The following is a 22268-nucleotide window of genomic DNA, read 5'->3' as shown; positions in this document are numbered from 1 at the left end:
GCGGTAACTACATAGTACCATAAAATTTGTAATTAGGGATTCTCATTTTGACTTGTACTATTTATATTCTAGCACCAACCTATTTCAGTGTTACTGTTCACTCCGTTCACAGTAACACGCTTCGCGATGCACAGAAATCATGCATTCGCATGATTTCGCGCCGCACTTCTCGGGTTTTCTGTGAACTACGTTCACAAAAAACACCTCGCGGAATATCACCAGTGAACAGTAACCTATTTCACACATCCAATCAGCTCATTAATATCTTCCACTTTCTGTCTCTCAAGGAATGCAGCCATACCATCCACAACCTCCTGAGTAGTATATGGATTGATGAAATTTGCAGTTCCTACAGATACTGCGGTGGCGCCCGCCATAATAAATTCCAGGGCATCTTCAGCACTTGCAATTCCACCCATTCCGATGATTGGGATCTTCACTGCATTTGCCACCTGATAAACCATACGCACTGCCACAGGCTTCACAGCCGGACCGGACATACCGCCTGTTTTATTTGCCAGTGCAAACGTTCTGCGGTTAATATCAATCTTCATTCCGGTAATGGTGTTAATAAGGGAAACCACATCTGCACCGCCTGCTTCTGCTGCCCTTGCCATCTCTGTAATATCTGTTACATTAGGACTCAGCTTCATAATCACCGGCTGTCTGGCATATTTTTTTACTTCTCTTGTAATGGCCTCCAGAGCCTTGGGATTCTGTCCAAAGGCAATGCCACCTTCCTTTACATTCGGGCAGGATACATTGATCTCCAGCATATCTACTGGCTCATTTCCAAGACGTTCCACAACCTCACAGTAGTCCTCTGTGGTCTTTCCGCATACATTTACAATGATCTTCGTATCGAATTTCTTCAGAAATGGAATATCTCTCTCACAGAAAACATCGATTCCGGGATTCTGAAGACCGATAGCATTCAGCATTCCTCCTGTGGTCTCTGCCACACGGGGCGTAGGATTTCCAGGCCACGGCACATTTGCCACGCCTTTTGTCACGACTGCACCAAGATTATTCAGGTCTACAAATTCACTGTATTCCGCACCGGAACCAAATGTTCCAGATGCAGTCATTACTGGATTTTTCAGAGTCACTCCTGCAAGATTTACGCTCATTTTGCTCATAACTCCACCTCCGTACTTCTGAACACCGGGCCGTCTTTACATACGCGCTTATTGTGTACATGAGAATGGGCATCCGTTTCTGTGGACTGGCATACACAGCCAAGGCAGGCACCGATTCCACAAGCCATGCGCTCTTCCATGGAAACCCAGCAGGGGATTCCCTTCTCCAGTGCATAGGCCTTGATGGCGCGAAGCATAGGCTTAGGTCCGCAGGCAAAAATCACGTCTGCTTCCAGGTCATTCTCCCGGATCGCATCCATTACATTTCCTTTGGTTCCGGCAGAGCCGTCTTCTGTTGCAATGTATACCTCACCATTTTTTTCAAATTCCTCATTTAAAAACAGCTCATCACGATAGCCAAGAACTGCAATCTTCTTAGCATCCAGCTGCTTCATGGTCTCCAGCATAGGCGGAACACCGATTCCTCCGCCCATAAGGAATACCCTCCTGCCAGCAGCCTCTTCCAGTGGAAATCCATTTCCAAGAGGTCCAAGAAGTTCAAGCTGTGCACCTGCATGTAGTCTGGAAAAGCTTTCTGTACCTGTTTTCGGACCTGTTACACGATAGACAAGGCGAAGTGCACCTTTTTCTTTATCAATCTCACAAAGACTGATAGGACGTGGCAGCAGTTTGCTTCCATCCTGTGTATAAACGGAAACGAACTGTCCAGGCTTCGCATTCCCTGCAATGGTCTTTGTCTGAATCCACATGCTGTAAATGTCTTTTCCAATACATTCCTGGCTGAGGACTGTACAGGTTTCTTTTACCTTTGTACCCATTTTCTTCCTCCTAGCGGTTCTCAAGTGCAGTGCTGATATCAAGAATCATGTCTTTCACTGCCTGACGGGAAGCATCTGCATAGTTCGCTTCACCAAACTTTGCGTATTTTTCCTGCTTGTAAGCTGCAATAATTCCTCTGGAGGAATTTACGATAGCGCCAAGACCATCTTTGTTAAAGAAATGTACAAGATCTGCACCCTTCCCCCCCTGTGCGCCATATCCTGGTACCAGAATAAAGGTTTTTGGCATAAGTTTTCTTAATACTTTGCCCATTTCCGGATAGGTAGCACCTACAACTGCGCCTACATAGCTATAACCGTCTCCCATAAGCTCATCTCCCCATTTGGCAACTTTCTCACCAACCCACTCATAGAGAGGACGTTTTTCAATTATTCTGTCCTGGAACTCACCGCTGGACGGATTGGAGGTCTTAACCAGAACAAAAATTCCTTTTTTCTCTTCTTTACAAACATCCATGAAAGGCTTCACTCCGTCTGTTCCAAGATATGGGTTTACAGTTGCAAAATCCTCATTAAATGGAACATAAGTCTTGCTTCCTACCTGAACCTTTCCAAGATGTCCGACGGCATAAGCTGCAGATGTGGAACCGATATCACCACGTTTAATATCTCCAATTACTACAAGGTCTTTTTCCTTGCAATAATCTACAGTACGCTTGTAAGCCATAAGTCCCGGAATTCCAAACTGTTCATACATAGCGATCTGCGGCTTCACAGCAGGAATCAGATCATATGTGGCATCCACAATTCCCTTATTGTACTGCCAGATTGCTTCTGCAGCACCTTCCAGAGTCTCTCCGAATTCCTTAAATGCAGCTTCCTGGATCTGCTTCGGAATATAATTCAGCATTGGGTCAAGTCCTACTACAATAGGGGCTCCGGTTTTCTTGATATTGGCAATAAGTTTGTTGATCATGGGTGTTTCCTCCTTAATATGTTTTCCTGGAAATTTCATTTTTTCTTATTTAGCAGCAGAATCCTTGTACACAATCTTACCGTCGCAAATAGTGTATAGAATCTTTCCTTTCACCTCTTTGCCCTCAAATGGGGTGTTTTTGCCTTTGGAAACAAAGTCTGCTTTGTGAATGGTATATGGATTCTTAATGTCCGCGATTATCACATCTGCCGGATGTCCTTTCTGTAAGGTTCCACATGGCAGGTTCAGAATCTGAGCCGGATTGTAGCTCATCTTCTCTACAAGCTGGGAAAGAGTGAGGATTCCAGTCTCTACAAGAGCGGTGTAACTAAGTGCAAAGCTGGTCTCGATTCCCACAATTCCGAAAGCTGCGGTTCTCATGGAACCGGTTTTGTCTTTCTGGGTGTGTGGGGCATGATCCGTGCTGATTACCTGAATGTAGCCCTCTTTCAGACCTTCAATCAGCGCATCCACATCTTTCCTGGTACGGAGAGGCGGATTCATTTTATAGTTTGGATCATCTCTTTCAATATCATCAGATGTGAGTATAAAATGATGGGGGCAAACTTCTGCTGTTACATTCTCAATGCCTTCTGCCTTTAACATTTTCATCATAATTGCAACACCTTTTGTAGAACAGTGGCAAAGGTGCAGCTTAGCGCCTGTCTCAATGGCAAGCAAAGAATCTCTTGCCGCAATGGTATCTTCTGTGGAATTGCAGATTCCCGGAAGCCCAAGGCGTTTGGCGTTTTCATCCTCATTCATGCAGCCGTTTCCACGAAGAGACATATCCTCACAGTGGTCAAAGATAGGAAGTCCGGCTTTCACGGCTTCTTCCATCGCCTGCTTGCAAAGGCTTGCTTTCATAACAGATTTACCATCTTCGGAAAGAACAGGTACTCCTGCTGCTGCCATGCCTGCAATATCAGAAAGCTCCTCCCCAAGTTCTCCCTTTGTCATGGCTCCTGCCTGGAGCACATGAATAGCGGAAACCTGCGCAGCTTTATTTTTCACATAGTTTGCACGGTCAGGGCTGTCAATAACCGGTGTGGTGTTCGGCATCGCCACTACAGTAGTCACACCGCCTCTTGCAGCTGCATGGGAACCGGTTTCAATGTCTTCCTTCTCCGTCTGTCCAGGATCACGAAAATGTACGTGAAGATCCACAAGGCCTGGCATTACTACCAGTCCCTTAGCGTCTATAATCTTGTCATCTTTATCCTTTGCTTCCAGCTTCTCTCCCACTTTTTGGATTACGCCGTCGTCCAGATAAACATCCGCAATTTTATCAATCTGAGCAGCCGCATCCACAACACGTCCGCCTCGAATCAGAATACCCATTTGGTTCTCTCCCTTCTGGTATAACGTAAACTTTATCACAACCTATCATACACGAATTTTTTCATTTAATAAAGAGTTTTTTTCCCTTCCGTCATTTTTCCTTATATCTTCCATCCAATTATATTTTTTGTTGCACAATTTTAATTATCCTTGACTTTTTTTAGTTCAGGTTATATAATCAATCCATGTCGAAGATTATTTAATGTAAAATCACTAGTTTTTAGAGATTATATATTTACATGATATAGTCTGTAAAATCTGGTGATTTTTTTCGCCAGAACATCTTTTTAATTTTTTATTTTTTATGGAGGTAACTCAAAATGAACAAGGGCACTGTAAAATGGTTCAACGCTGAAAAAGGTTATGGTTTCATCACAGGAGAAGACGGAGCTGATGTATTCGTACATTTTTCTGCAATCAATGGTGAAGGCTTCAAATCTCTTGAAGAAGGCCAGGCTGTAACATATGACTTAACAGAAGGCGCTCGCGGAATGCAGGCTGCTAACGTTACTAAGTTATAATTGAAGCAACTGAAGCAGAAATTTCCCCTCGGAATCATATCCGGGGGGAATTTTTTATGTAATAAGAAATCCCCTCAGAATTTCCTATTATAAAAAAATCCCTACCTGGCAGGATTACACTGCAGCGGAAGGGTAAATATCGCCCAAGACGCCCCACCGTAGGCGGAGAGTCCTGTAGACAGGATTCTTTTTATTGTTATTATATAAACAAAATGGGGACAGATTCGAAATCCATCCCCATCGTTTTAAGCTACCTCAGGCAGTTTTTTCTTATATTTTCTTATATTTCATACTTATTCCGCCTCTGGATCTGCACTAAGTCCATTCAGATAAGAATCCAGTGCAGAAGTATCCATAACAGTCTCTGTCGTCACAGTCTCCTGACCTTCTGTAACTTTTCCGTAAACAGAATAACCAATCCAGCATACAGCAACCATACACGCAACAAGCGCTGCCAGTTTCTCAATAGTAAGGATCAGTTTCTCCTTTTTCATAATTTTCTCACGGTTTGCTTTTTCTGCTTTATAGGCATCTACTTTCTTCTGACTCATAGCCGCACGTCTCCTTTGGGATAAAATATCAACTTAGATGAGTATATCATATTTCCCAACAAAATGGAAGTATGTTCACTTACAGTTCACAAAAACGCCTCGCGCGGACAAAATATACCGCAAAGTGGGGCGTGCAGATTGCGGGAATGATTTTTCAAACAGGCTCTAGCATCAGACAGCTACAATAATTCCTCCATCATTTGCATACATACTGCTGACACCGGCTGTGTCAAGAACCACAATATCAGCCAGCTTCATCTTCTCCTGGATGGCTTCTTTAAGCATATTTGCTTTCTTCGGGCTGTTGCAGTGGGAAATAGCAAGAATTTTGTTCTCACTGTTTTCTGTCACTTCCACAATTTTATCCACCATTTTCACAAGCGCCTTATTCATGCCTCGTGCCTGATCCAGCTGGCAGATCGTCCCCTCCGGAGTAGATCCCATGATCGGTTTGATCTTAAGGGCTGTTGCCACAAGCGCTTTCACACGGCTGAGGCGGCCATTTTTACGTAAGGTTTCCAGATTCTCCAGCACAAAAAAAGTGTGCTGTTCTTCAATATATTTATTCACAACGCTAACAACATCCTCAAACGGAAGGCCGGCATCTTCGCACTGTGCAATTTTCATTGCAATCAAAGTCTGCCCTATAGAAGCAGAACAGGAATTGAAAACATGAATCTGAACGCCTTTCTTCTCCTCATGAAGAAGACTTGCTCCAAGCACTGCACTGTTATAGGAACCACTGAGTTCAGAGGAAAGAGTAACGCAATATATATGTTCAGCTTCGCAGTCAAATGCCTTTCTGTAGCTCTCTGGCGACGGGCAAGCTGATTTCGGACATTCCGGGCAGGCGGCAACTTTCTGTAAAAAATCTGCCTGGTTAAATGTCTCATCATCTATTATATTCTCACTTCCAACAGTCAGTGTAAGCGGTACGGAAGCAAATCTTTCATCCTGTTTCCACTGCTCCAGAAGTTCTCCACAGCTATCTATCACAATTTTATAACTCAATTATATCGTCCTCTTTTCCGTAATATGTAGTTTTAAATACCACATCTATATTAACACATTACTATGTGTTTGAAAAGAGTTTTTTCTTCCATTTTCCCCCAAATTGCTTTATAATGGTTATTGTTCATCAGCAACTGATTTTCATATATTGATGTCGTCGACAGGCGACATGCCCTTTAGAAAGGAGGTCCCTATGCTCGCTTTAAAAATCACTGACCAGAAGAATTTTACCAATAAGCTTTTTCTTGGAGATACCTTCGATCTCTTCTGGCTAAACCAGGCAGAGATCATTACCAGCAATGTTTTTTCCATTGACGGCAAACTCCAAACTGATTTTTTCGATAATGACGAGCAGGAATTTTTAGCTTCCAGCCACCGTACATTCTCTCTCTGGAAAGAAGTAAAACCATTTTGTTATTCTGTTATCCGTGGAAAAAAAGCGCCTCTTTCTTTCAAAATCGTGCTTCAGTTTTCTCCGAACAAGACCGCTGCATTATTGCAGAGTTCTGCATTTTCACTTTCTCCCGAACTGATAACAGGTCTGTATTTGAATCTCCAATATAAGAATAAGACCTTGTTTTGTATTACCGGAACATCTATGAAAACCTTTCTTCCCGGTAAAGAACTGGACCACCTTTGGGAGCAATATGTGATGGATTTTTTTCATCGCAGCGGATTATCTGTAGAAGAAGTTTAATCCTGTCAGAATAGGTTCTCCATTAATTTTCCAATAGAGTTATTCTGGCATTCCACGTCTGGAACCTTGCTTTCTTTTTCATCTCCCAGATAAAAGGCGATCATATCTACAAATTCACTGTTGGTAGGTCTGTATTCCAGAGGATATCCGGCAATCTCTTCCAGTCTTTCCCGATGATTTTCCCAACATACATTTACAATTGTACGAATATCATGCTCAATATTAGATGGCTTGGATTTAAATTTCTTTGCAAGCCTTGGATAAATATCTTTTGTGATCTTCATTGGTCTTTCCTGAAATTCCATTGTCATGCGTATGGCTTCCGCCACAAAATAATATCCTTTATATTTCGATGTCGCACCAAGTTTGCGTATCGTGCCGTATACCTCTCTCATTTTTGTCCCTCCCACAATAAGTTATACTTCTGATTCTGCATCTGCAGTCAGCCCTTGATTTGCCTCTACATATAATACGAGTTAAATTTGCCTTTTTTAGCATTTTGAGACGAAAATTAAGAAAATTGTAATATTTTTTAGAGATTTCGAGATAAAATTCTATAGAAAAACAGAATAACAGGATAACCTTTTCCAATTTTTCATATAAAAAGGACAGGCGTCCTAAATGCAATACTCATTTATGCGTCTGTCCCTTTTTGTCATAACTTATTTTGTCAGCATAAGCAGAATTTCATTGCTTCTCTGAACAAATCTGGTCATCTCTTCCGGTGAAAGCTGTTTATGGCTCAGCATGGCAAGATCATACAGTTCCTCGCAAATAACCGGGGTCTTATCAGAATCCTTGTTGTCTGCTACAAACTGAACCAACGGATGTTTCGCATTCAGAACCAAAGTTTCCTGACCACCAAACATAGATGGATCCATGCCGTACATATTATACATCTTCATCATATCCTGCATACGACGGCTCTCTTCAGAAAGGGTCATCATAGCAGCAACTTTTTCATTTTTCAGATTCTCAACCTTCACTTCCAGTTTGTCATTCTTCAATGCATCTCTGAATACTTCTGTAAGAGTCTTGGAAGTCTCCTCGTCAGCAGCTTCCTCCCCACGCAGTTCTTCTGTAAGATCTGCATCAATTCTCTTAAACTGGATAGTCTGATTCTTCTGCTCCAGATGGGAAATAAAAGCGCTGTCAATATTGTGTTTCAGAATAACAGCATCCTTCTTTGCCTCACGGAACATGTTAATATACTGACTCTGCTGAACCTCATCTGTTACATAGAAGATAGTAGTCTTCTCAGGCTCTTTCTCGTCTTTCGCGCCGTCCTCTTTCTTCTCTTCTGTGGATTCAACAGTCTCTTCTGTCTTAGTCTCATCTTCTGGTTTCCTGTTCTCTTCGATGCAATCTTTCAGAGTCAGATATTTGCCATCAATGTTCTTGAAGAGGATATAATCATTCATCTTATCTGAGAACTTACTGTCCTTAATGCAGCCATATTTGATAAATGGACTGATATCATCCCAGTATTTCTCGTAGGACTCACGGTCTGTTTTACACATTCCGGTAAGCTTGTCCGCTACTTTCTTTGTAATATACTCGGAAATCTTCTTCACGAAGCCATCGTTCTGCAGTGCGGATCTGGATACATTCAGTGGAAGATCCGGACAATCAATTACACCTTTCAGAAGAAGCAGAAATTCTGGAATTACTTCCTTGATGTTATCTGCGATAAATACCTGGTTATTGTACAGTTTGATCGTACCTTCAATGGAATCATATTCTGTATTGATCTTCGGGAAGTACAGAATACCTTTCAGGTTAAACGGATAGTCCATGTTCAAATGAATCCAGAACAAAGGCTCCTTATAATCCATAAAGACTTTACGGTAAAACTCTTTATATTCCTCATCTGTACAACTGTTTGGATGTTTCATCCACAATGGCTCCGGATCACTTAAAGATACCGGACGTTTGTTGATTTTTACTTTATCTTTCGCAGGAGATACTTCTACGACTTCTTTCTCACCTTTGTCGTTCTCTTTCTCCTCAGTCTTGGCCTCCTCGTGGATACGCTCTACAATTACATCATCATCACGAAGCTCAGCCTCATCAATGGTCTCATACTCCTGCGGTGCATTTTCCTTAGACAGATAGATATTTACCGGCATGAAAGAACAATATTTCTCAATAATCTCTCTCATACGATATTCGTTGGAAAACTCTGTACTCTCATCATTTAAAAACAGAGTAATTTCAGTACCAACTGTAGTCTTATTGCCTTCCTGCATATCATACTCTGTACCACCATCACAGGTCCAATGTACTGGAGCAGCGCCCTCTTTATAAGAAAGAGTATCAATATGAACTTCATCTGCTACCATAAATGCTGAATAAAAGCCAAGTCCAAAATGACCGATGATCTGATCATCCGTGGTCTTATCTTTATATTTGGAAAGAAACTCAGTAGCTCCTGAAAAAGCAATCTGTGTAATATACTCTTCCACTTCATCGGCCGTCATACCAAGACCTGTATCAATAAACTTCAAAGTCTTCTCTTCCGGATTCACAATAACTTGTACTTCAGCTTTGTAATCATCCGGAAGTGTGTATTCACCCATAACATCAAGTTTCTTAAGCTTCGTAATTGCATCACAACCATTGGAGATTAACTCTCTTGCAAAAATGTCGTGATCAGAATATAACCATTTCTTTATAATTGGAAAAATATTTTCACTGTTAATTGATAAACTACCATGCTTCTCAGCCATGCAGCTCACTCTCCTTTGTCTTCTTAATTATACAAACTATAGTAATACCAAACTGACTAAAAGTCAAGGAAAATTTAGCACTCATTTTAATTGAGTGCTAGTAATATTACTGTTCACTGGTAACATTCCGCGAGGTGTTTTTTGTGAACAAAGTTCACAGAAAACCCGAGAATCTCAGCGCGAAATCATGCGAATGCATGATTTCTGTGCATCGCGAAGCGTGTTACTGGTCACGGAGTGAACAGTAACCTAGTAATTATTATTAAAAGAAGGGAGACCATTTCTGGTCTCCCTCATTCGTTCTGCTCTCATTCACAATTACTGTTTATTTGAGAATCCACTATTATTTTTTCTTATTGCGGTAAACAAGAATTCCTGCAATTAAGACAATCGCAACGATCAGAATAATTACAAATGGGAGGATTGGAGTATTATCCCCGGTCTTTACTGCATTCTTCTGATTTGCATCTGTTTTGTCTGCAGCCGGTGTCAGAGTCTGATTCGGTGCAGCATTTACAGTGAAATTAACCTGCTTGGTATCCTGTGTTCCAGTGTTTACCCAGTTGCTTCCATCAAACTGCTGCTGATTATATGTGACAGTCAAAGTATAATTTCCATTCTTGCCCATGCGGAAAGTTGCAGAATATGGTGCGCCGTCCCAGCTTCTTGCCTCAAGGACCTCCCAGTTCAGCGGCTGATATCTTACATCTCCCTTAATCGGATTTTCAATATCCATACCTGCGCCAACTGCAGTGAAAGTAATCTTGGTTTCTGTAGTATAGTTTCCATCGGAGCTGATTCCTGTGATACTGTTATTCCCTGCATCAGATACAATCGATCCACGGCTTACAGTGACATTAACAGATACTACAAGGCTCAGGTTATCCGGATTTGTAACACCGTCTGGAAGAGCAACAGTACCTTTCACAGAGAACTTCTGTGCTTCTGTACTGTTCTGATTATATGCACTGCCCTTTACATCCCATTTTACAGAGGCATTCATATCGCCCTTGTTTGTAGTAATCTTAACAGTAGATGGAAGCTGCAGTCCAGCTGCTGACTTCTCAACCCCGTTTGCCAGACTGATATCAGATACTTTGCCTACAGCTGTAAGCTTGGCAGCAGCTTCTGTTACTGTAAAGCTTACTGGAATATTCAGGTAATCTGTCTGATCTGTCTTAATGGAAACAGTCTGTGTATAGGTTCCTGCTGCCAATCCAACTGCCGGTGCAACAGTAAAGGATACAGACTGGTTTGCATTTGCCTCTAATTCTGAAGCAGACGGAGCACTTACTGTAAATTCGTTTCCGCTTACACTTACAGCAATACCGGTTAATTTCACATTTCCAGTATTGGATACATTGATTGTAACTGCAGCCGGTGCTTCTTTGTAACCAGCTTCTTTACTGTCGAATTTCACTTCGGAAATGTCGGTAGTAAATGAAGGAGCTGGAGTAATCTCCGGAGTCACTTCCGGGGTGACTTCTGGTGTTACTTCCGGAGTTACCTCTGGGGTGACTTCTGGTGTCACTTCTGGAGTTACCTCTGGGGTGACTTCTGGTGTCACTTCTGGAGTTACCTCTGGGGTGACTTCCGGTGTCACTTCTGGAGTTACCTCTGGTGTCACTTCCGGGGTGGTTTCCGGTGCAGCTGGTTTCTCTGCTGGCTGCTGATCTGTATTCGTATCATCCTGCTTCTGCTCAGCTACTGTAAGCTTTGCAATAAAGGAAACCTTTACACCTTCCTCTGTTTCATAAGTGATCGTATCACTGTATTCTCCAACAGCTGTACCTTCTCTTGGCATAACCCATGCATCAACTGATTCTCCAGCCGCAAGAGAACCCAGATCCTTTACCATAAAATGTTCCGGACTGATTTCTTTGAAATTAAGAGTGCTGTTGCCAGTATTCTTAACAGTTACATTCTTAGTCATGGAAGAGTTTGCATTTTCCTGTGTGAAGCCTGCATTTACGGTTCCAAAATCAAGTACTGCAGTACCATCTTCTGCAGTATTTTCTGTAACAATTTCTGCTGTATACACAGGTTCCTGCTTGGCAGGGGATTCAGCTGATGCTCCCTGATTTGCAGCCTCAGCCTGTCCATTCTCAGGAACTTCCAGATAGCCTTCTGTTCCAATGTTAATCACACTGTCATCTGTAGTGATCTCAGACTGGGAATTGTCAGCAGAATTCTCTGTGTCCTGTCCATCTGCCGGCTGCATAACATCAGCGGAAGAATCAGTTGGTTCATCAGCACCAATGTCAATTACTTCCTCGGTTTGTGTATCTTCTGCTACATCCTGAGCCGGCTGTGTGTTCTCATCTGTCTGGGAACCTTCCGCAGGTGTATCCTCTGCTGCAATTTCCTGAACAGGGGCTTCCTCTGCCGGTGCAGCCTCCTGCCCTTCCTCTCGAAGCTCGGTTGCCTCTTCCGGAGCCTCTTCCGGTGTAGCCACAATTTCAACTGTATTTACTTTCAGTTCTCCGGTTATGCCCATTTCGGTCTTTCCGGTAATTTTCAGCTCGATCTTATTTCCAAGATCTTCATCAACAAGCTTATAGGTCTTCTCAGTGCCTACTTCAGTGAGCTGATCTCCAACTTTTCTTGACCAGCTGAACGTTACATAATCGTCTGTAAGTCCTTCCGGTGTAACCTTTTCATAATCGGCGCTAAGCTCAGAGCCTACAGCTGCAGTTCCCTTAATCTTAAGCTGACCCCCAAGTTCTCCCTCTGGTGCTGCTGCCGCAAATACCAGAGACGGAAGCAATGAAAGCATCATAAGAAAAGTCATGACCATTGCTATAATTTTCCTAGGTCTCATATGCCATCCTCCTTTACATTCCCCTTTTAGGCTGACCTGTAACATTATTGTAACATATTTTAAACATTTTCACAAGCACTTTTATTTTATTGTAATTCTTACAGTGCATGTGACAGTGCTACTGTTCGCTCCGCGCACCGCAACCACTTCGCGCTGCACAGGAATCATGCATCCGCATGATTCCGCGCCCAGATTCTCGGGTTTTCTGTGAAATTTGTTTACAAAAAACACCTCGCGGAACATTGCCAGTGAACCATAACGCGATAGTTGCTGGTCACTTCTTTCTCCGGAAAACATCTTATGGGATGTATCTTCTCTTCTGAACAGTAACACATTATGTTCTCTTGTTTAGTGTCATTATAGCAACCTGATTTTATACTTATGTAATATGAATTTATCCGATAACTGTTCGGAATTCCAACCGGACATACTGCCTTTTCGCCAGTTTCATCACCTTATGTGAAAGTCAGTTACTCTGCAGCTGCAAACCTCTGCTTCAAAAGATCATCCCTCCACAATCAGATATTTTCCATCTGGAAGGGCAAATACTTCACTTGCTTCTTCTAATTCTTCATTACTCATGCCATCCACATCTGCACCCATTCCAGACAGATATTTTCGCACTTCGTCAATAGAATCTGCAACTACAGCCATGCAATCCTCCAGGAATTCCTCTGCTTCTTCGTAAGTTTCTGCAACCGGTTCATCAAAAAGCTGCTCCTGTTTTTCCAAAAATGTCTGAATACACTCCTCTGTATACATTTTTCCGACCTCCTGTTTTATAATAAAAGTTATAACTGTTTAGAGCATGCTAAATAATTATCAAAATTTTACTCTTCGCATTTTTCCTCATATAAATCAAGAATATCCTCTGGAGAATCCACAAGATAGTCCGCTCCATTTTTCAGCAGTTCTTCTTTTTCCCTGTATCCCCACAGAACACCTACCGTGTACATCCCGGCTGCTTTTCCAGTTTGCATGTCTGTTCCGGAGTCTCCCAGATACATACACTCTTCTGGCTTAATTCCAAACTGCTCCGCGATTTTAAGCGGACCATCCGGTGCTGGTTTCTTTCTTACAGAATCACTCTGTCCCATAACTGCATCAAAAATCTGAGACCCAAACATTCTTTCTACCACTTTCACGGCTGCTTCATGTGGTTTATTTGAGCACACCCCCAGCTTCACGCCTCTTTTTTTCAACTCTTTTAAGGTTTCCGGCATTCCCGGATAATGCTGTATTTTGTAAAATGGGTCTTTATCAAATTCTTTTCTATATAACGCTCTTGCTTCCTCATAGTGCAGCAATTCCGGATCTCCTGCATCGACCAGAAGTCTTTTCACCAGCATGTCAGCACCGTTTCCGCAATAATATCTGTAATTTTCTATAGGCATTGGTTTCAAACCGTATTTTCTTACAACTTCATTTCCTACAACAGCCATGGAATCCAATGTGTAGGCTAAAGTTCCGTCCAGATCAAAAATACATGCTTTTATCATTTTCTCATTCCCCTTATATTGATTTTCATTTTCTTAAGTTCATAAACCAGTCTTCCTACAGGAAGCCCAACCACATTATTGTAGTCTCCGCAGATTCCTTTTACGTAAATTCCAAATTTCCCCTGGATTCCATAGCTTCCTGCTTTATCCATAGGCTCCCCTGTTTTTATATATTCCAGAAGCTCTTCCCTGGAAACAGGATAAAATTCAACATCGGTCCTTTCACTGAAAGTATAAGGCTTCCAGATACCCTGTTCTTTTACAAGAAGGGTTACACCGGTATAGACCTGATGGGATTTCCCCTGAAGTTTTAACAATGTATCTAATGCATCTTCTTCATCTGACGGCTTTCCAAGAATCTTTCCTTCAAATGCAACTACGGTATCCGCACCAATGATCAGACAAGGTTCACTTTCATTTTCAAGTCTGTCTGCAACCGATATTGCTTTATCCTGCGAAAGCTTTTCCACCGTTTCCGCTGGATCTGTCAGGTTGGTTTTCTCTTCCCCATTGCTTACAACCACAGAAAAAACCACACCGGTTCTTGCAAGCAGTTCCTTTCTTCGTGGGGACCCAGAAGCTAAAACAATTTTCTCCATAATCTCTCCTTTTCTGTCTTAACAGTATAACCCTCCATTTATATGGGTGCAACGATTTTTTTCTTTTCTTTTTGCGTAAAAAGTATTACAATATAGACAACTCCATTAAGCTTTGTTTAGACAGATGGAAAATACCGAAAGGAGCAGACAATATGGCTAAGATTAACAAATATTGGGGAATGGTTGCACTCGGAGCAGCAACAGCAGCAGTAGCCGGTGCCGTAGCAGCAGCTTTTGCCAAAAGACATGCTTTGGAAGAGGCAGCTGACCTTGAAGATGATTTTGAAGATGAGCAGGAAGATGACGAGCAGCCTGAAGCAAAGGATGTCCACGAAGATTTCGTAACCTGGGAAGCTACTTCCGAAGATGAAAAAGATGATGAAACTGAAGGCTCTGAGGAGCCTGATTCACAAGAAAGTTCAGAGGATACAGAAGAGGATTCTGCTGAAAATGCAGAAGAGCAGGATAATGCTATAGCCGATGCTCTTGAAAAAGCAGCGAAAGATGAAGATAAATTCGAGGAAGAACTTGCTGAAGCTGAGAAAGAGCAGGACGAAGAAGAAGCTTCTATCCACATTGATTAATTGCAGGTAAATTCATAATTATTCCACATTTTACAAATAGTGACAATCAGGCTTGCCACTTTCGTTGACAGTATTTAGATTTCACTTTGCAAGAAGAAGTTCCAACAGAATTTTCTATTGCAAAAACCCCCACGGCAATTTGAATATAATTTTCCGTGGGGGTTTCTTTTACGCTTTTGGAAGTTTAAATGAACTCTTAAGAGAAACAATACGGTTAAATACCGGTGCCCCTTCTTTGGAATCATGAATGTCTGCACAATAAAAGCCATTTCTTACAAACTGGTAACTATCCAGTCCTTTGGCTTTCAGAAGCTCTGGTTCAACATAAGCAGACATCTCTATAAGAGAATTCGGGTTCAGATTCAGTTCTCCTGTCTCTTTATCATAAACACCCTTTTCCTCATCTACGATATTCTCATAAAGACGTACCGGAACCTTACCTGCATTTGACGCTTCAACCCAGTGAATGGTTCCTTTTACTTTACGTCCGTCAGGTGCATTTCCGCCCTTTGTTTCCGGATCATAAGTACAATGTACAGCAGTAACTGTTCCATCATCCAATGCCTCGAAACCTGTGCATGTAACAAAATATGCATTCATAAGACGAACTTCCGTACCAAGGAAAAGTCGTTTGTATTTCTTTGGAGGATCGATCATAAAGTCTTCTCTTTCAATATAAAGTTCCTTTCCAAATGGAACCTTTCTGCTACCAAGGGCTTCATTTTCCATATTGTTCGGAGCATCCAGATATTCCACCTGTCCTTCCGGATAATTGTCAATGATCAGTTTGATCGGATCAAGGACTGCCATATAGCGAGGAGCCTTTAATTTCAGATCCTCACGGATACAGTACTCGAGCATTGCATAGTCTACTGAACTGTCAGCTTTGGATACACCACAAAGTTCCACAAACTTCTGAATAGATTCAGGTGTGTAACCACGGCGACGTAAACCGGAAATAGATACCAGTCTTGGATCATCCCATCCGTCAACAATTCCATTCTCTACCAGCTTCTTAATATAACGCTTACCTGTTACTACATTCGTCAGATACAGCTTTGCAAACTCAATCTGCTTCGGAGGATGTGGATATTCCAGTTCTCTTACAACCCAGTCATATAATGGTCTGTGATCTTCAAATTCCAGAGTACAAATGGAATGTGTAATTCCCTCAATTGCATCCTCAATAGGATGAGCAAAATCATACATCGGGTAAATACACCAAGTATCTCCTGTTCTGTGATGGCTTACATGAGCCACACGATAGATAACCGGATCTCGCATGTTCATGTTTGGAGAAGCCATGTCAATCTTTGCTCTCAGAACTTTCTCACCATCAGCATATTTGCCTTCTTTCATCTCTTCAAAAAGCTGAAGATTCTCTTCTACAGTTCTGTTGCGATACGGACTCTCTTTGCCAGGCTCCTTTAAAGTTCCACGATATTCTCTGATCTGGTCCGCAGTTAAATCGCAGACATATGCCTTACCCTTTTTAATCAGTTTTACTGCAGCTTCATACATCTGTCCGAAATAATCGGAAGCGAAGAACAGTCTGTCCTCCCAGTCAGCTCCCAGCCATTTGATATCGGCTTTAATGGACTCAACAAACTCAGATTTCTCCTTAGTCGGATTGGTATCATCAAAACGCATGTTGAATTTACCATTGTACTCTTTCGCCAGTCCGGCATTTAAAAGAATGGATTTGGCATGTCCTATATGAAGATAACCGTTTGGCTCTGGCGGAAAACGTGTATGAACGGTGTCATAAACTCCTTCTGCCAGGTCTTTATCAATGATATTCTCAATAAAATTTTTGGAAACCTTTTCGTTCTCCATGGTTCTCCCTCCTGATATCAACTCTTTTATAGCATAAATTCCAATATCTGTCAGAGCATGTTAAAAAATTTTCTTCAATATGTGTATCGGGAATAATTTCTCAAACATATTCTGTTCTTTGATGATTTATCTTATCATAAATAGGTGCATTTTAAAAGTTTTTCTTACAAAAATATTGATTTTTATCCCTATCTATGAGAATATATTAATTTATGCCACAAAAAAATCCCTGATATATAATCAGGGATTAAAAAGAGCTGATGACGGGAATCGAACCCGTGACCTCCGCCTTACCAAGGCGACGCTCTACCGACTGAGCCACATCAGCACTCTCATGTCCGACATTTCTGCCGCTCACAGTTGATTATATTACCAGAAGGTTATCTTATTGTCAACACCTATTTTCAAATTTTTTCAAAAAATATAAAATAATTAAAATTCTTTGCTGCAGCACCTGCCGCTGCAACCTGGCAGGTACTGCTATACTGCATTTTTCATTTTTCAGGAATAACAATATTCCGCACATAATCTGTATCTGTCAGTAAGCCATCTCCGCTTTTCTTGTTTGTAAAGGAAGCGGTCCCATTCTGATTTCCGGACAGATCAAACTGAACAGTATTTCCCTGTACAGTTCCATTTACTACCTGGTCAATTTTCTCCAGTTTATACCGCATAACTTTACTCTCCTGAACCTGGTATTTCCCTGCCGGAAGTGCGAATACAGCCCTTTTGCTTACATCTGCCCGGATGTCTGTGTTTTCTTTTGTAAATTCCACAGTTTTAGAGTAAATACGTTCTTCTCCATCCAGATCTGTTCCTTTCACCGTGAATGTAAAGGCCGGATTTCCCTGTCCCCAGACAATTTCATCTCCATGAAGAATTTTGTTTATTGTAAGAGTCACCATCTTCACATCTGTCATCTGGAACTTCTGAACTCCAGATGTACTTTTTACCGTACAAATCACCGGTTTTCCTTTTTTGTAACCGGAAGGAGCTGTTATTTCTGTAAGTACATATTCTCCGGCTGGCAGTTTATTAATCCTATGAGCAGTTTTCCCGGACGTCCAGGTGTCGATCACTTTTCCGCTTTTATCCGTCAACTGCATAACAGCTCCTGCAACAGCTTCACCTGTCACCTTATCCGTCTTTAAAAATTCCGCTTTTATATAACGGTTTTCAATTACCATTGTATAACCTTGCTCATTCTTTACCAATCCATTTGCATCCACAGTAAATTTATAAACTGTGTTATCTAAAACATATCCGGCAGGTACTGCTGTCTCCTGTATACAATATGTGGCAGGTGACAGCCCTTCCAATTTTATTAATCCGTTTTTGTTTGTTGTGTATGTTGTTCCCGCCGAATCTGCATTTGCACTGCTTTCCCATAAACGGAATTTTACGCCTTCAATAGGAGGACGATTTCCTCCTGCTTCTTCCGTTTCTGTTACTTTTTTGATGTACAGATGCATTTTCTGATTTCTGACAAGGATCGCTTTTTCAGGCTCTGTTTTGCTTAAATTCGCCTCAAATACCTGCCGGCTGATTGCATATCCCTCCGGTGGTCTTACCTCACTTACCTTATATTTTCCAAGATAAATATCTTTTGAAATGGCTGTTCCATTTCTATCCGTTACTATAGTATCTGCTACAGTCCCAGCTCTCAGCAAAATATTTCCAGAAGCAGAACGGATGTCCTCCAAAGCTGTGATCTGAAATTTTCCATTCTGCAGTGCCTTTCCTGTCTCATCCACTTTTCTTATAGTAATATGACCTTTTGGAACTTTTTCCTTTACAATCACCCTGGTCTTTTCTGTATTTTTTGATGTGGAAGAAGGTTCTCCTCCGATCCAGTTAAAAGTACTTGTAGCAATATTGTATATATGGGCTTCCAGTACATCCGGATTTTGATTTGCTACATAGTACTGCTGTAAGTTACTGTTACTCTTCAATCCAACAGTAAGTAAAAGACGCACGGGTTTTCCATAACAGCGCTCTGGCAATTCTGCCACAGAAGACAAGGTAATCGAATTTCCAGCAACATTCAGACTCCAATCTCCGCGTACACTGTCAGAAGCGCCAAATGAAGCTTCTACTGTCTGATCAAGATATATCTGAACCCCTTTCAGTTCAAAACAGTCTGCCAAAGTATCCTGGATTTTAAATTTGGAAATTTTCCATTCTCTTTTATTGGAAGGAATTTCCTGAACAATTTCAAACACACTTTCAAAATCTCTGCCATTATACTCTGCAGTAACTATTCTCTGATTTTCCCTTAGAATCCATTTTTGAGGATTCTTTGGTTCGGTTCTGTTTACGCTTGCCCTATCTGCAACATTGTTCGAGGTAATTGTTACAGCCTGCGAGTCTCCTTTATGCTGTGTCGTAACAGTAAAATGATTGCTGGTCACATAAGAAGCTACAGTTCCGTTATAAGTACAGGAAATCTCTCCTGGTACCATTCTGGCGTTAAAAATCACATCATAGGATTTCCCATAAAATCCTCTGTCACCAAGAGCAGCTTCTGTTGCCTTTAAGGTAATGTTCTTTCCATTTACAGATATCTGGAACCGTCCATCCACTCTGTTCTGCCCGTTTTCATAAACCTCCGCTGTTGCAGCTGTCAATTCTGCTCCCGCAGGCAATGTATCTGCAATTTCCATTCTGGTCATATACCCGCCAAATTCATTATCCGGCACATTTATATTCAGTTTATATTTATACTCACTGTCCGGACCTGGAAGAAGAAGGTCTTCTCTCCATACCCCATCCTGCAAATTGGCAGTATACTTCTTTACAGAGGCATTCACTACTTTGTTTTTATATCTTGTACAATCTGTAGTCACTTCATCTGACCAGGAAGTTCCTGCGAGCCCATTTATATGCTGACAGGTAATCGAAGCCTTATTTTTTACCTCATAACGGTAACTGTCACCACTGTAAACCGGTGTTATTTCAGTAGGATCCATTCTCACTTTTATCTGAAACTCATATGTTTTTCCATAAAAGTCCGCCTGTGACAATGCTGCCTGTGTAGCCTGAAAATTTATCACATCCCCATCTGTAGAAATACTAAACCATGAGGTTACATCATTCTCTGAAGGCAGCATCTTTACAGCTGCGTAACCAGCGAAATCGACTCCTGCCGGCAGGGTATCACTGACTTCGCAAGAGCTGTAATAATACGCTGAATGCTCTTCCGGGATATCTGTCTGCAAGGTATAATAAAATTCCGAGGTACTGTCAGACAAGGTGTTTGACGTTCCCTGGGAAGCCAGTGTATTTCCAGTCTTTTTTACAAGGCCAGGATACTCTACCGGACCATAGCCTTTCGCATCCCAGTTAAGTCCGGCAGATGTTTTACAGGTTCCAGTCTTTACATCAGCAAATACACTTTTGATCCGGCTTGCAGTTTCAATGGAATAAGCTCCGCAACCAGGCCGCAGAATTGCCAGATAGAAGCCGGATGAATTGTCCAGTTCATAAACAACTGTATTTTGCGGAACCTCTCCATCAACGGCAGGTGCCGGTGCGGTAAGAACTTCAAAGTTTTTGGAAAATAAAGTTTTCTTCACTACGTTTACTACAGAATCAGTTGTCGCATACCGGTGTCCTATTGAACCATTCTGAAGATTGATTCCAAATCTCTGGTACAAATCAATATCCAGCCATCGAAAACGATAGTTGCCTGCAACCGGAATATCTGTACCGCTTTTTACAATATCAATTTTGATTTCCTGTGCAGAGAGCTCATCCTTAAAGCTGATCCACAATTCATTTGAATTGCTGACGCCAAACATAGGATAAATTCCCGTTATTTTATTTCCCTTGTAATCGTAGGTATAATCCTGATAATTATTACAGGTAAGAAGAAGGTCTACCTTCGTATTTGCTTCTTTATTGTATCCTACATGTGTAACACGAAAACCAAATTTTCCTTTTGCATTGTTATTAAGTGGAACAAAATACGGTCCCTCTACCATTGCTCCCTGCTTCATTCCTGAAATAACGTCATTTCCTGCATTGTTCCATGAATAAACCTGGGTATCCGCATTCCAGCCAAGTCTTGTATATTTGCTGCTGAAAAGCGTACTTCCATTTGCAACAGCGGTAAAACCGCCCTTTCCTTCTCTTACAGGAGTTCCTTCCTGTGCATAATTTTCCGGAGCAACATATGCATCAATCAAGTCATCTGTGCTGCCATCTTCAAGCACTTCCAGACCATCTTGAAAAAACATGGAATCCTCTCCTGAAGTTTCCATTTCCTCCAAAGAAGACAAAAATTCTCCATCCTCATTTGCAATCAGTCCACTCTGAAAAAATTTCTCCTCTTCTGAAACATTCCTGTCGGCTTCTGTACTGTCTGTTTCTGTACTATCTGTTTCTGCCCCATCCATTTCATCATGAGCAGGATTTTCTTCACATTCAGCTTCTTCAGGCGCTGTATTGTCTTGCATTACTTCCTGCGCTTCCGTTTCAGTTGACACCTTCTCATCTTCCTGTGCCCTTACTGCCCAGCCAGGATAGGAGAACGCTACAGGCACAGCCAGAGCCGCGGCCAATATAGTTTTTTTCAGATTTCTTTTTCTCATCCCCTCGCCTCCTTCTGGTCAATATCAGCCTGTTTCAAATATTCCTGATAGATTTCTTTCATGGTTTTGCTTCCATCCTGTTCCTGAATAACGCTGGCAATCACAGGTACATCATAGCTTACACTTGCATCCAATTCCCCCTCTAAATAGGAAACAGCAGCAAGTTTTCGAAATAGCGGTGTAGTGGATTCTCCTGGGTTCAAAACACTTTTATAGCCGTAAATATATTTTTTGTTTCCTGAGGTTTTCTCCTGATAAAGAAGAGTCCACTTCGTCTCGTCTGCCTGAAATGTAAACAATTCTCTGTTTTCTCTTATTGTTTTTCTGCCTGTACTGCCATCCAGAACAGCTATACTTCTCATAGGAACATTTACCTCCAGAAAAACATTTGCACTGTTTTCCCCTATATTTTTTACAACCGGATCTTTTTCCAGGATCTGACCGGGATAAACCTTTGACGCTTTTTGCGTATCCCAGTGGGCTTCTGTAAGCTGCGCCTTTACAGATCCTGCCGTAAAAACATTCTTTACTTCGCCGGCGGATTTGCTTAAATACGCAGCTGTTCCCCCGGCAAAAGACATAGTTCCGACAAGCAGCCCCATAACTGCCAAAAAGCTTCTTTTTTTCCTCAA

At 41.7% G+C, this 22268-nt stretch carries 19 protein-coding genes and 1 tRNA gene; 4 read left to right on the top strand and 16 right to left on the bottom strand.

The window, feature by feature from the left end; all coding sequences use genetic code 11:
• Positions 1-233 precede the first annotated feature (233 nt).
• Genes I4V84_RS10720 through I4V84_RS10705 form a run of 4 tightly spaced genes read right to left on the bottom strand, consistent with a single transcriptional unit; the run spans position 234 to position 4196 of the window.
• Entirely contained in the window at positions 234-1139 is a 906-nt protein-coding gene (locus I4V84_RS10720; RefSeq protein WP_118579040.1) for a dihydroorotate dehydrogenase, read from the bottom strand.
• A complete protein-coding gene (locus tag I4V84_RS10715) occupies positions 1136-1918 on the bottom strand; it encodes a dihydroorotate dehydrogenase electron transfer subunit (RefSeq protein WP_173718277.1) in 783 nt (260 codons plus the stop codon). Before I4V84_RS10715 ends, I4V84_RS10720 begins: the two co-directional genes overlap by 4 nt.
• 10 nt (positions 1919-1928) lie before the next feature.
• On the bottom strand, positions 1929-2855 hold the full coding sequence (gene pyrF / locus I4V84_RS10710; RefSeq protein WP_173770350.1) for an orotidine-5'-phosphate decarboxylase: 927 nt from the start codon (positions 2853-2855) through the stop codon (positions 1929-1931).
• A 45-nt stretch (positions 2856-2900) separates the two neighbouring features.
• Positions 2901-4196 carry a dihydroorotase gene (locus tag I4V84_RS10705; protein WP_173770349.1) on the bottom strand — a complete coding sequence of 432 codons (1296 nt, stop codon included), beginning with the start codon at positions 4194-4196 and terminating at the stop codon, positions 2901-2903.
• Between the two features lie 320 nt (positions 4197-4516).
• Here I4V84_RS10705 and I4V84_RS10700 point away from each other — a divergent pair, with 320 nt between their 5' ends.
• On the top strand, positions 4517-4717 hold the full coding sequence (locus I4V84_RS10700; RefSeq protein ID WP_008705499.1) for a cold shock domain-containing protein: 201 nt from the start codon (positions 4517-4519) through the stop codon (positions 4715-4717).
• Between the two features lie 293 nt (positions 4718-5010).
• Here I4V84_RS10700 and I4V84_RS10695 read toward each other — a convergent pair whose 3' ends face one another.
• Positions 5011-5268 carry a hypothetical protein gene (locus I4V84_RS10695; RefSeq protein ID WP_195991916.1) on the bottom strand — a complete coding sequence of 86 codons (258 nt, stop codon included), beginning with the start codon at positions 5266-5268 and terminating at the stop codon, positions 5011-5013.
• Between the two features lie 71 nt (positions 5269-5339).
• Here I4V84_RS10695 and I4V84_RS20580 point away from each other — a divergent pair, with 71 nt between their 5' ends.
• The gene (locus I4V84_RS20580; protein ID WP_334304193.1) at positions 5340-5456 is read left to right on the top strand and encodes a DUF6783 domain-containing protein; all 117 of its coding nucleotides are present in this window, start codon (positions 5340-5342) and stop codon (positions 5454-5456) included.
• Here I4V84_RS20580 and I4V84_RS10690 read toward each other — a convergent pair.
• Positions 5440-6279, bottom strand: a complete 840-nt coding sequence (locus tag I4V84_RS10690; RefSeq protein WP_173718274.1) for a DegV family protein — start codon at positions 6277-6279, stop codon at positions 5440-5442. The two genes, I4V84_RS20580 and I4V84_RS10690, sit on opposite strands and share 17 nt — an antisense overlap.
• Before the next feature lie 193 nt (positions 6280-6472).
• On the opposite strand from I4V84_RS10690, the gene I4V84_RS10685 reads away from it, so the two are divergent.
• Positions 6473-6976 (top strand): DUF5721 family protein, encoded by a 504-nt coding sequence (locus tag I4V84_RS10685; RefSeq protein ID WP_173718273.1) that lies wholly within the window; start codon positions 6473-6475, stop codon positions 6974-6976.
• A 5-nt stretch (positions 6977-6981) separates the two neighbouring features.
• On the opposite strand, the gene I4V84_RS10680 is transcribed toward I4V84_RS10685, so the two are convergent.
• The 6 genes from I4V84_RS10680 to I4V84_RS10655 all read right to left on the bottom strand — a co-directional run bounded on the left by I4V84_RS10680 (position 6982) and on the right by I4V84_RS10655 (position 14624).
• The gene (locus tag I4V84_RS10680; protein ID WP_173772382.1) at positions 6982-7371 is read right to left on the bottom strand and encodes a sporulation initiation factor Spo0A C-terminal domain-containing protein; all 390 of its coding nucleotides are present in this window, start codon (positions 7369-7371) and stop codon (positions 6982-6984) included.
• Positions 7372-7638: 267 nt separating this feature from the next.
• Positions 7639-9705, bottom strand: coding sequence for a molecular chaperone HtpG (gene htpG, locus I4V84_RS10675; RefSeq protein ID WP_187566247.1), 2067 nt, complete (start codon positions 9703-9705; stop codon positions 7639-7641).
• A 343-nt stretch (positions 9706-10048) separates the two neighbouring features.
• A complete protein-coding gene (locus tag I4V84_RS19935; RefSeq protein ID WP_243284072.1) occupies positions 10049-12526 on the bottom strand; it encodes a hypothetical protein in 2478 nt (825 codons plus the stop codon).
• Between the two features lie 504 nt (positions 12527-13030).
• Positions 13031-13288, bottom strand: a complete 258-nt coding sequence (locus I4V84_RS10665; protein ID WP_118579061.1) for a glyoxalase — start codon at positions 13286-13288, stop codon at positions 13031-13033.
• Positions 13289-13356: 68 nt separating this feature from the next.
• Positions 13357-14025: an HAD family hydrolase gene (locus I4V84_RS10660; RefSeq protein WP_118579064.1), complete on the bottom strand. Its 669-nt coding sequence runs from the start codon at positions 14023-14025 to the stop codon at positions 13357-13359.
• Positions 14022-14624, bottom strand: a complete 603-nt coding sequence (locus tag I4V84_RS10655) for a Maf family protein (RefSeq protein ID WP_195991914.1) — start codon at positions 14622-14624, stop codon at positions 14022-14024. The genes I4V84_RS10660 and I4V84_RS10655 overlap by 4 nt, the downstream gene beginning before the upstream one ends.
• Before the next feature lie 152 nt (positions 14625-14776).
• Between I4V84_RS10655 and I4V84_RS10650 the strand changes: the two genes are divergently transcribed.
• Entirely contained in the window at positions 14777-15208 is a 432-nt protein-coding gene (locus I4V84_RS10650) for a hypothetical protein (RefSeq protein ID WP_148462754.1), read from the top strand.
• A gap of 168 nt (positions 15209-15376) precedes the next feature.
• Here I4V84_RS10650 and I4V84_RS10645 read toward each other — a convergent pair whose 3' ends face one another.
• From I4V84_RS10645 to I4V84_RS10630, 4 genes are all read right to left on the bottom strand, one after another.
• The gene (locus I4V84_RS10645) at positions 15377-17044 is read right to left on the bottom strand and encodes a glutamine--tRNA ligase/YqeY domain fusion protein (RefSeq protein WP_118579073.1); all 1668 of its coding nucleotides are present in this window, start codon (positions 17042-17044) and stop codon (positions 15377-15379) included.
• A 255-nt stretch (positions 17045-17299) separates the two neighbouring features.
• Positions 17300-17372, bottom strand: a tRNA-Thr gene (locus tag I4V84_RS10640).
• A gap of 166 nt (positions 17373-17538) precedes the next feature.
• Positions 17539-21636, bottom strand: coding sequence for an isopeptide-forming domain-containing fimbrial protein (locus I4V84_RS10635; RefSeq protein ID WP_195991912.1), 4098 nt, complete (start codon positions 21634-21636; stop codon positions 17539-17541).
• Positions 21633-22268, bottom strand: coding sequence for a hypothetical protein (locus I4V84_RS10630; protein WP_148462756.1), 636 nt, complete (start codon positions 22266-22268; stop codon positions 21633-21635). Before I4V84_RS10630 ends, I4V84_RS10635 begins: the two co-directional genes overlap by 4 nt.

It is taken from the genome of Ruminococcus sp. 1001713B170207_170306_F1 (assembly GCF_015668065.1).
Classification (GTDB): Bacteria; Bacillota; Clostridia; order Lachnospirales; family Lachnospiraceae; genus Blautia_A; species Blautia_A faecis.
Note: the sequence above shows the minus strand (reverse complement) of the source record. Positions and strands in the feature narration are given on the sequence as shown.

Excerpts from the sequence above, each read along its gene's own strand:
- I4V84_RS10720 (WP_118579040.1), bottom strand. The coding sequence starts at position 1,139 with ATGAGCAAAATGAGCGTAAATCTTGCAGGAGTGACTCTGAAAAATCCA.
- I4V84_RS10715 (WP_173718277.1), bottom strand. The coding sequence starts at position 1,918 with ATGGGTACAAAGGTAAAAGAAACCTGTACAGTCCTCAGCCAGGAATGT.
- pyrF (WP_173770350.1), bottom strand. The coding sequence starts at position 2,855 with ATGATCAACAAACTTATTGCCAATATCAAGAAAACCGGAGCCCCTATT.
- I4V84_RS10705 (WP_173770349.1), bottom strand. The coding sequence starts at position 4,196 with ATGGGTATTCTGATTCGAGGCGGACGTGTTGTGGATGCGGCTGCTCAG.
- I4V84_RS10700 (WP_008705499.1), top strand. The coding sequence starts at position 4,517 with ATGAACAAGGGCACTGTAAAATGGTTCAACGCTGAAAAAGGTTATGGT.
- I4V84_RS10695 (WP_195991916.1), bottom strand. The coding sequence starts at position 5,268 with ATGAGTCAGAAGAAAGTAGATGCCTATAAAGCAGAAAAAGCAAACCGT.
- I4V84_RS20580 (WP_334304193.1), top strand. The coding sequence starts at position 5,340 with ATGTTCACTTACAGTTCACAAAAACGCCTCGCGCGGACAAAATATACC.
- I4V84_RS10685 (WP_173718273.1), top strand. The coding sequence starts at position 6,473 with ATGCTCGCTTTAAAAATCACTGACCAGAAGAATTTTACCAATAAGCTT.
- I4V84_RS10680 (WP_173772382.1), bottom strand. The coding sequence starts at position 7,371 with ATGAGAGAGGTATACGGCACGATACGCAAACTTGGTGCGACATCGAAA.
- htpG (WP_187566247.1), bottom strand. The coding sequence starts at position 9,705 with ATGGCTGAGAAGCATGGTAGTTTATCAATTAACAGTGAAAATATTTTT.
- I4V84_RS19935 (WP_243284072.1), bottom strand. The coding sequence starts at position 12,526 with ATGAGACCTAGGAAAATTATAGCAATGGTCATGACTTTTCTTATGATG.
- I4V84_RS10665 (WP_118579061.1), bottom strand. The coding sequence starts at position 13,288 with ATGTATACAGAGGAGTGTATTCAGACATTTTTGGAAAAACAGGAGCAG.
- I4V84_RS10660 (WP_118579064.1), bottom strand. The coding sequence starts at position 14,025 with ATGATAAAAGCATGTATTTTTGATCTGGACGGAACTTTAGCCTACACA.
- I4V84_RS10655 (WP_195991914.1), bottom strand. The coding sequence starts at position 14,624 with ATGGAGAAAATTGTTTTAGCTTCTGGGTCCCCACGAAGAAAGGAACTG.
- I4V84_RS10650 (WP_148462754.1), top strand. The coding sequence starts at position 14,777 with ATGGCTAAGATTAACAAATATTGGGGAATGGTTGCACTCGGAGCAGCA.
- I4V84_RS10645 (WP_118579073.1), bottom strand. The coding sequence starts at position 17,044 with ATGGAGAACGAAAAGGTTTCCAAAAATTTTATTGAGAATATCATTGAT.
- I4V84_RS10635 (WP_195991912.1), bottom strand. The coding sequence starts at position 21,636 with ATGAGAAAAAGAAATCTGAAAAAAACTATATTGGCCGCGGCTCTGGCT.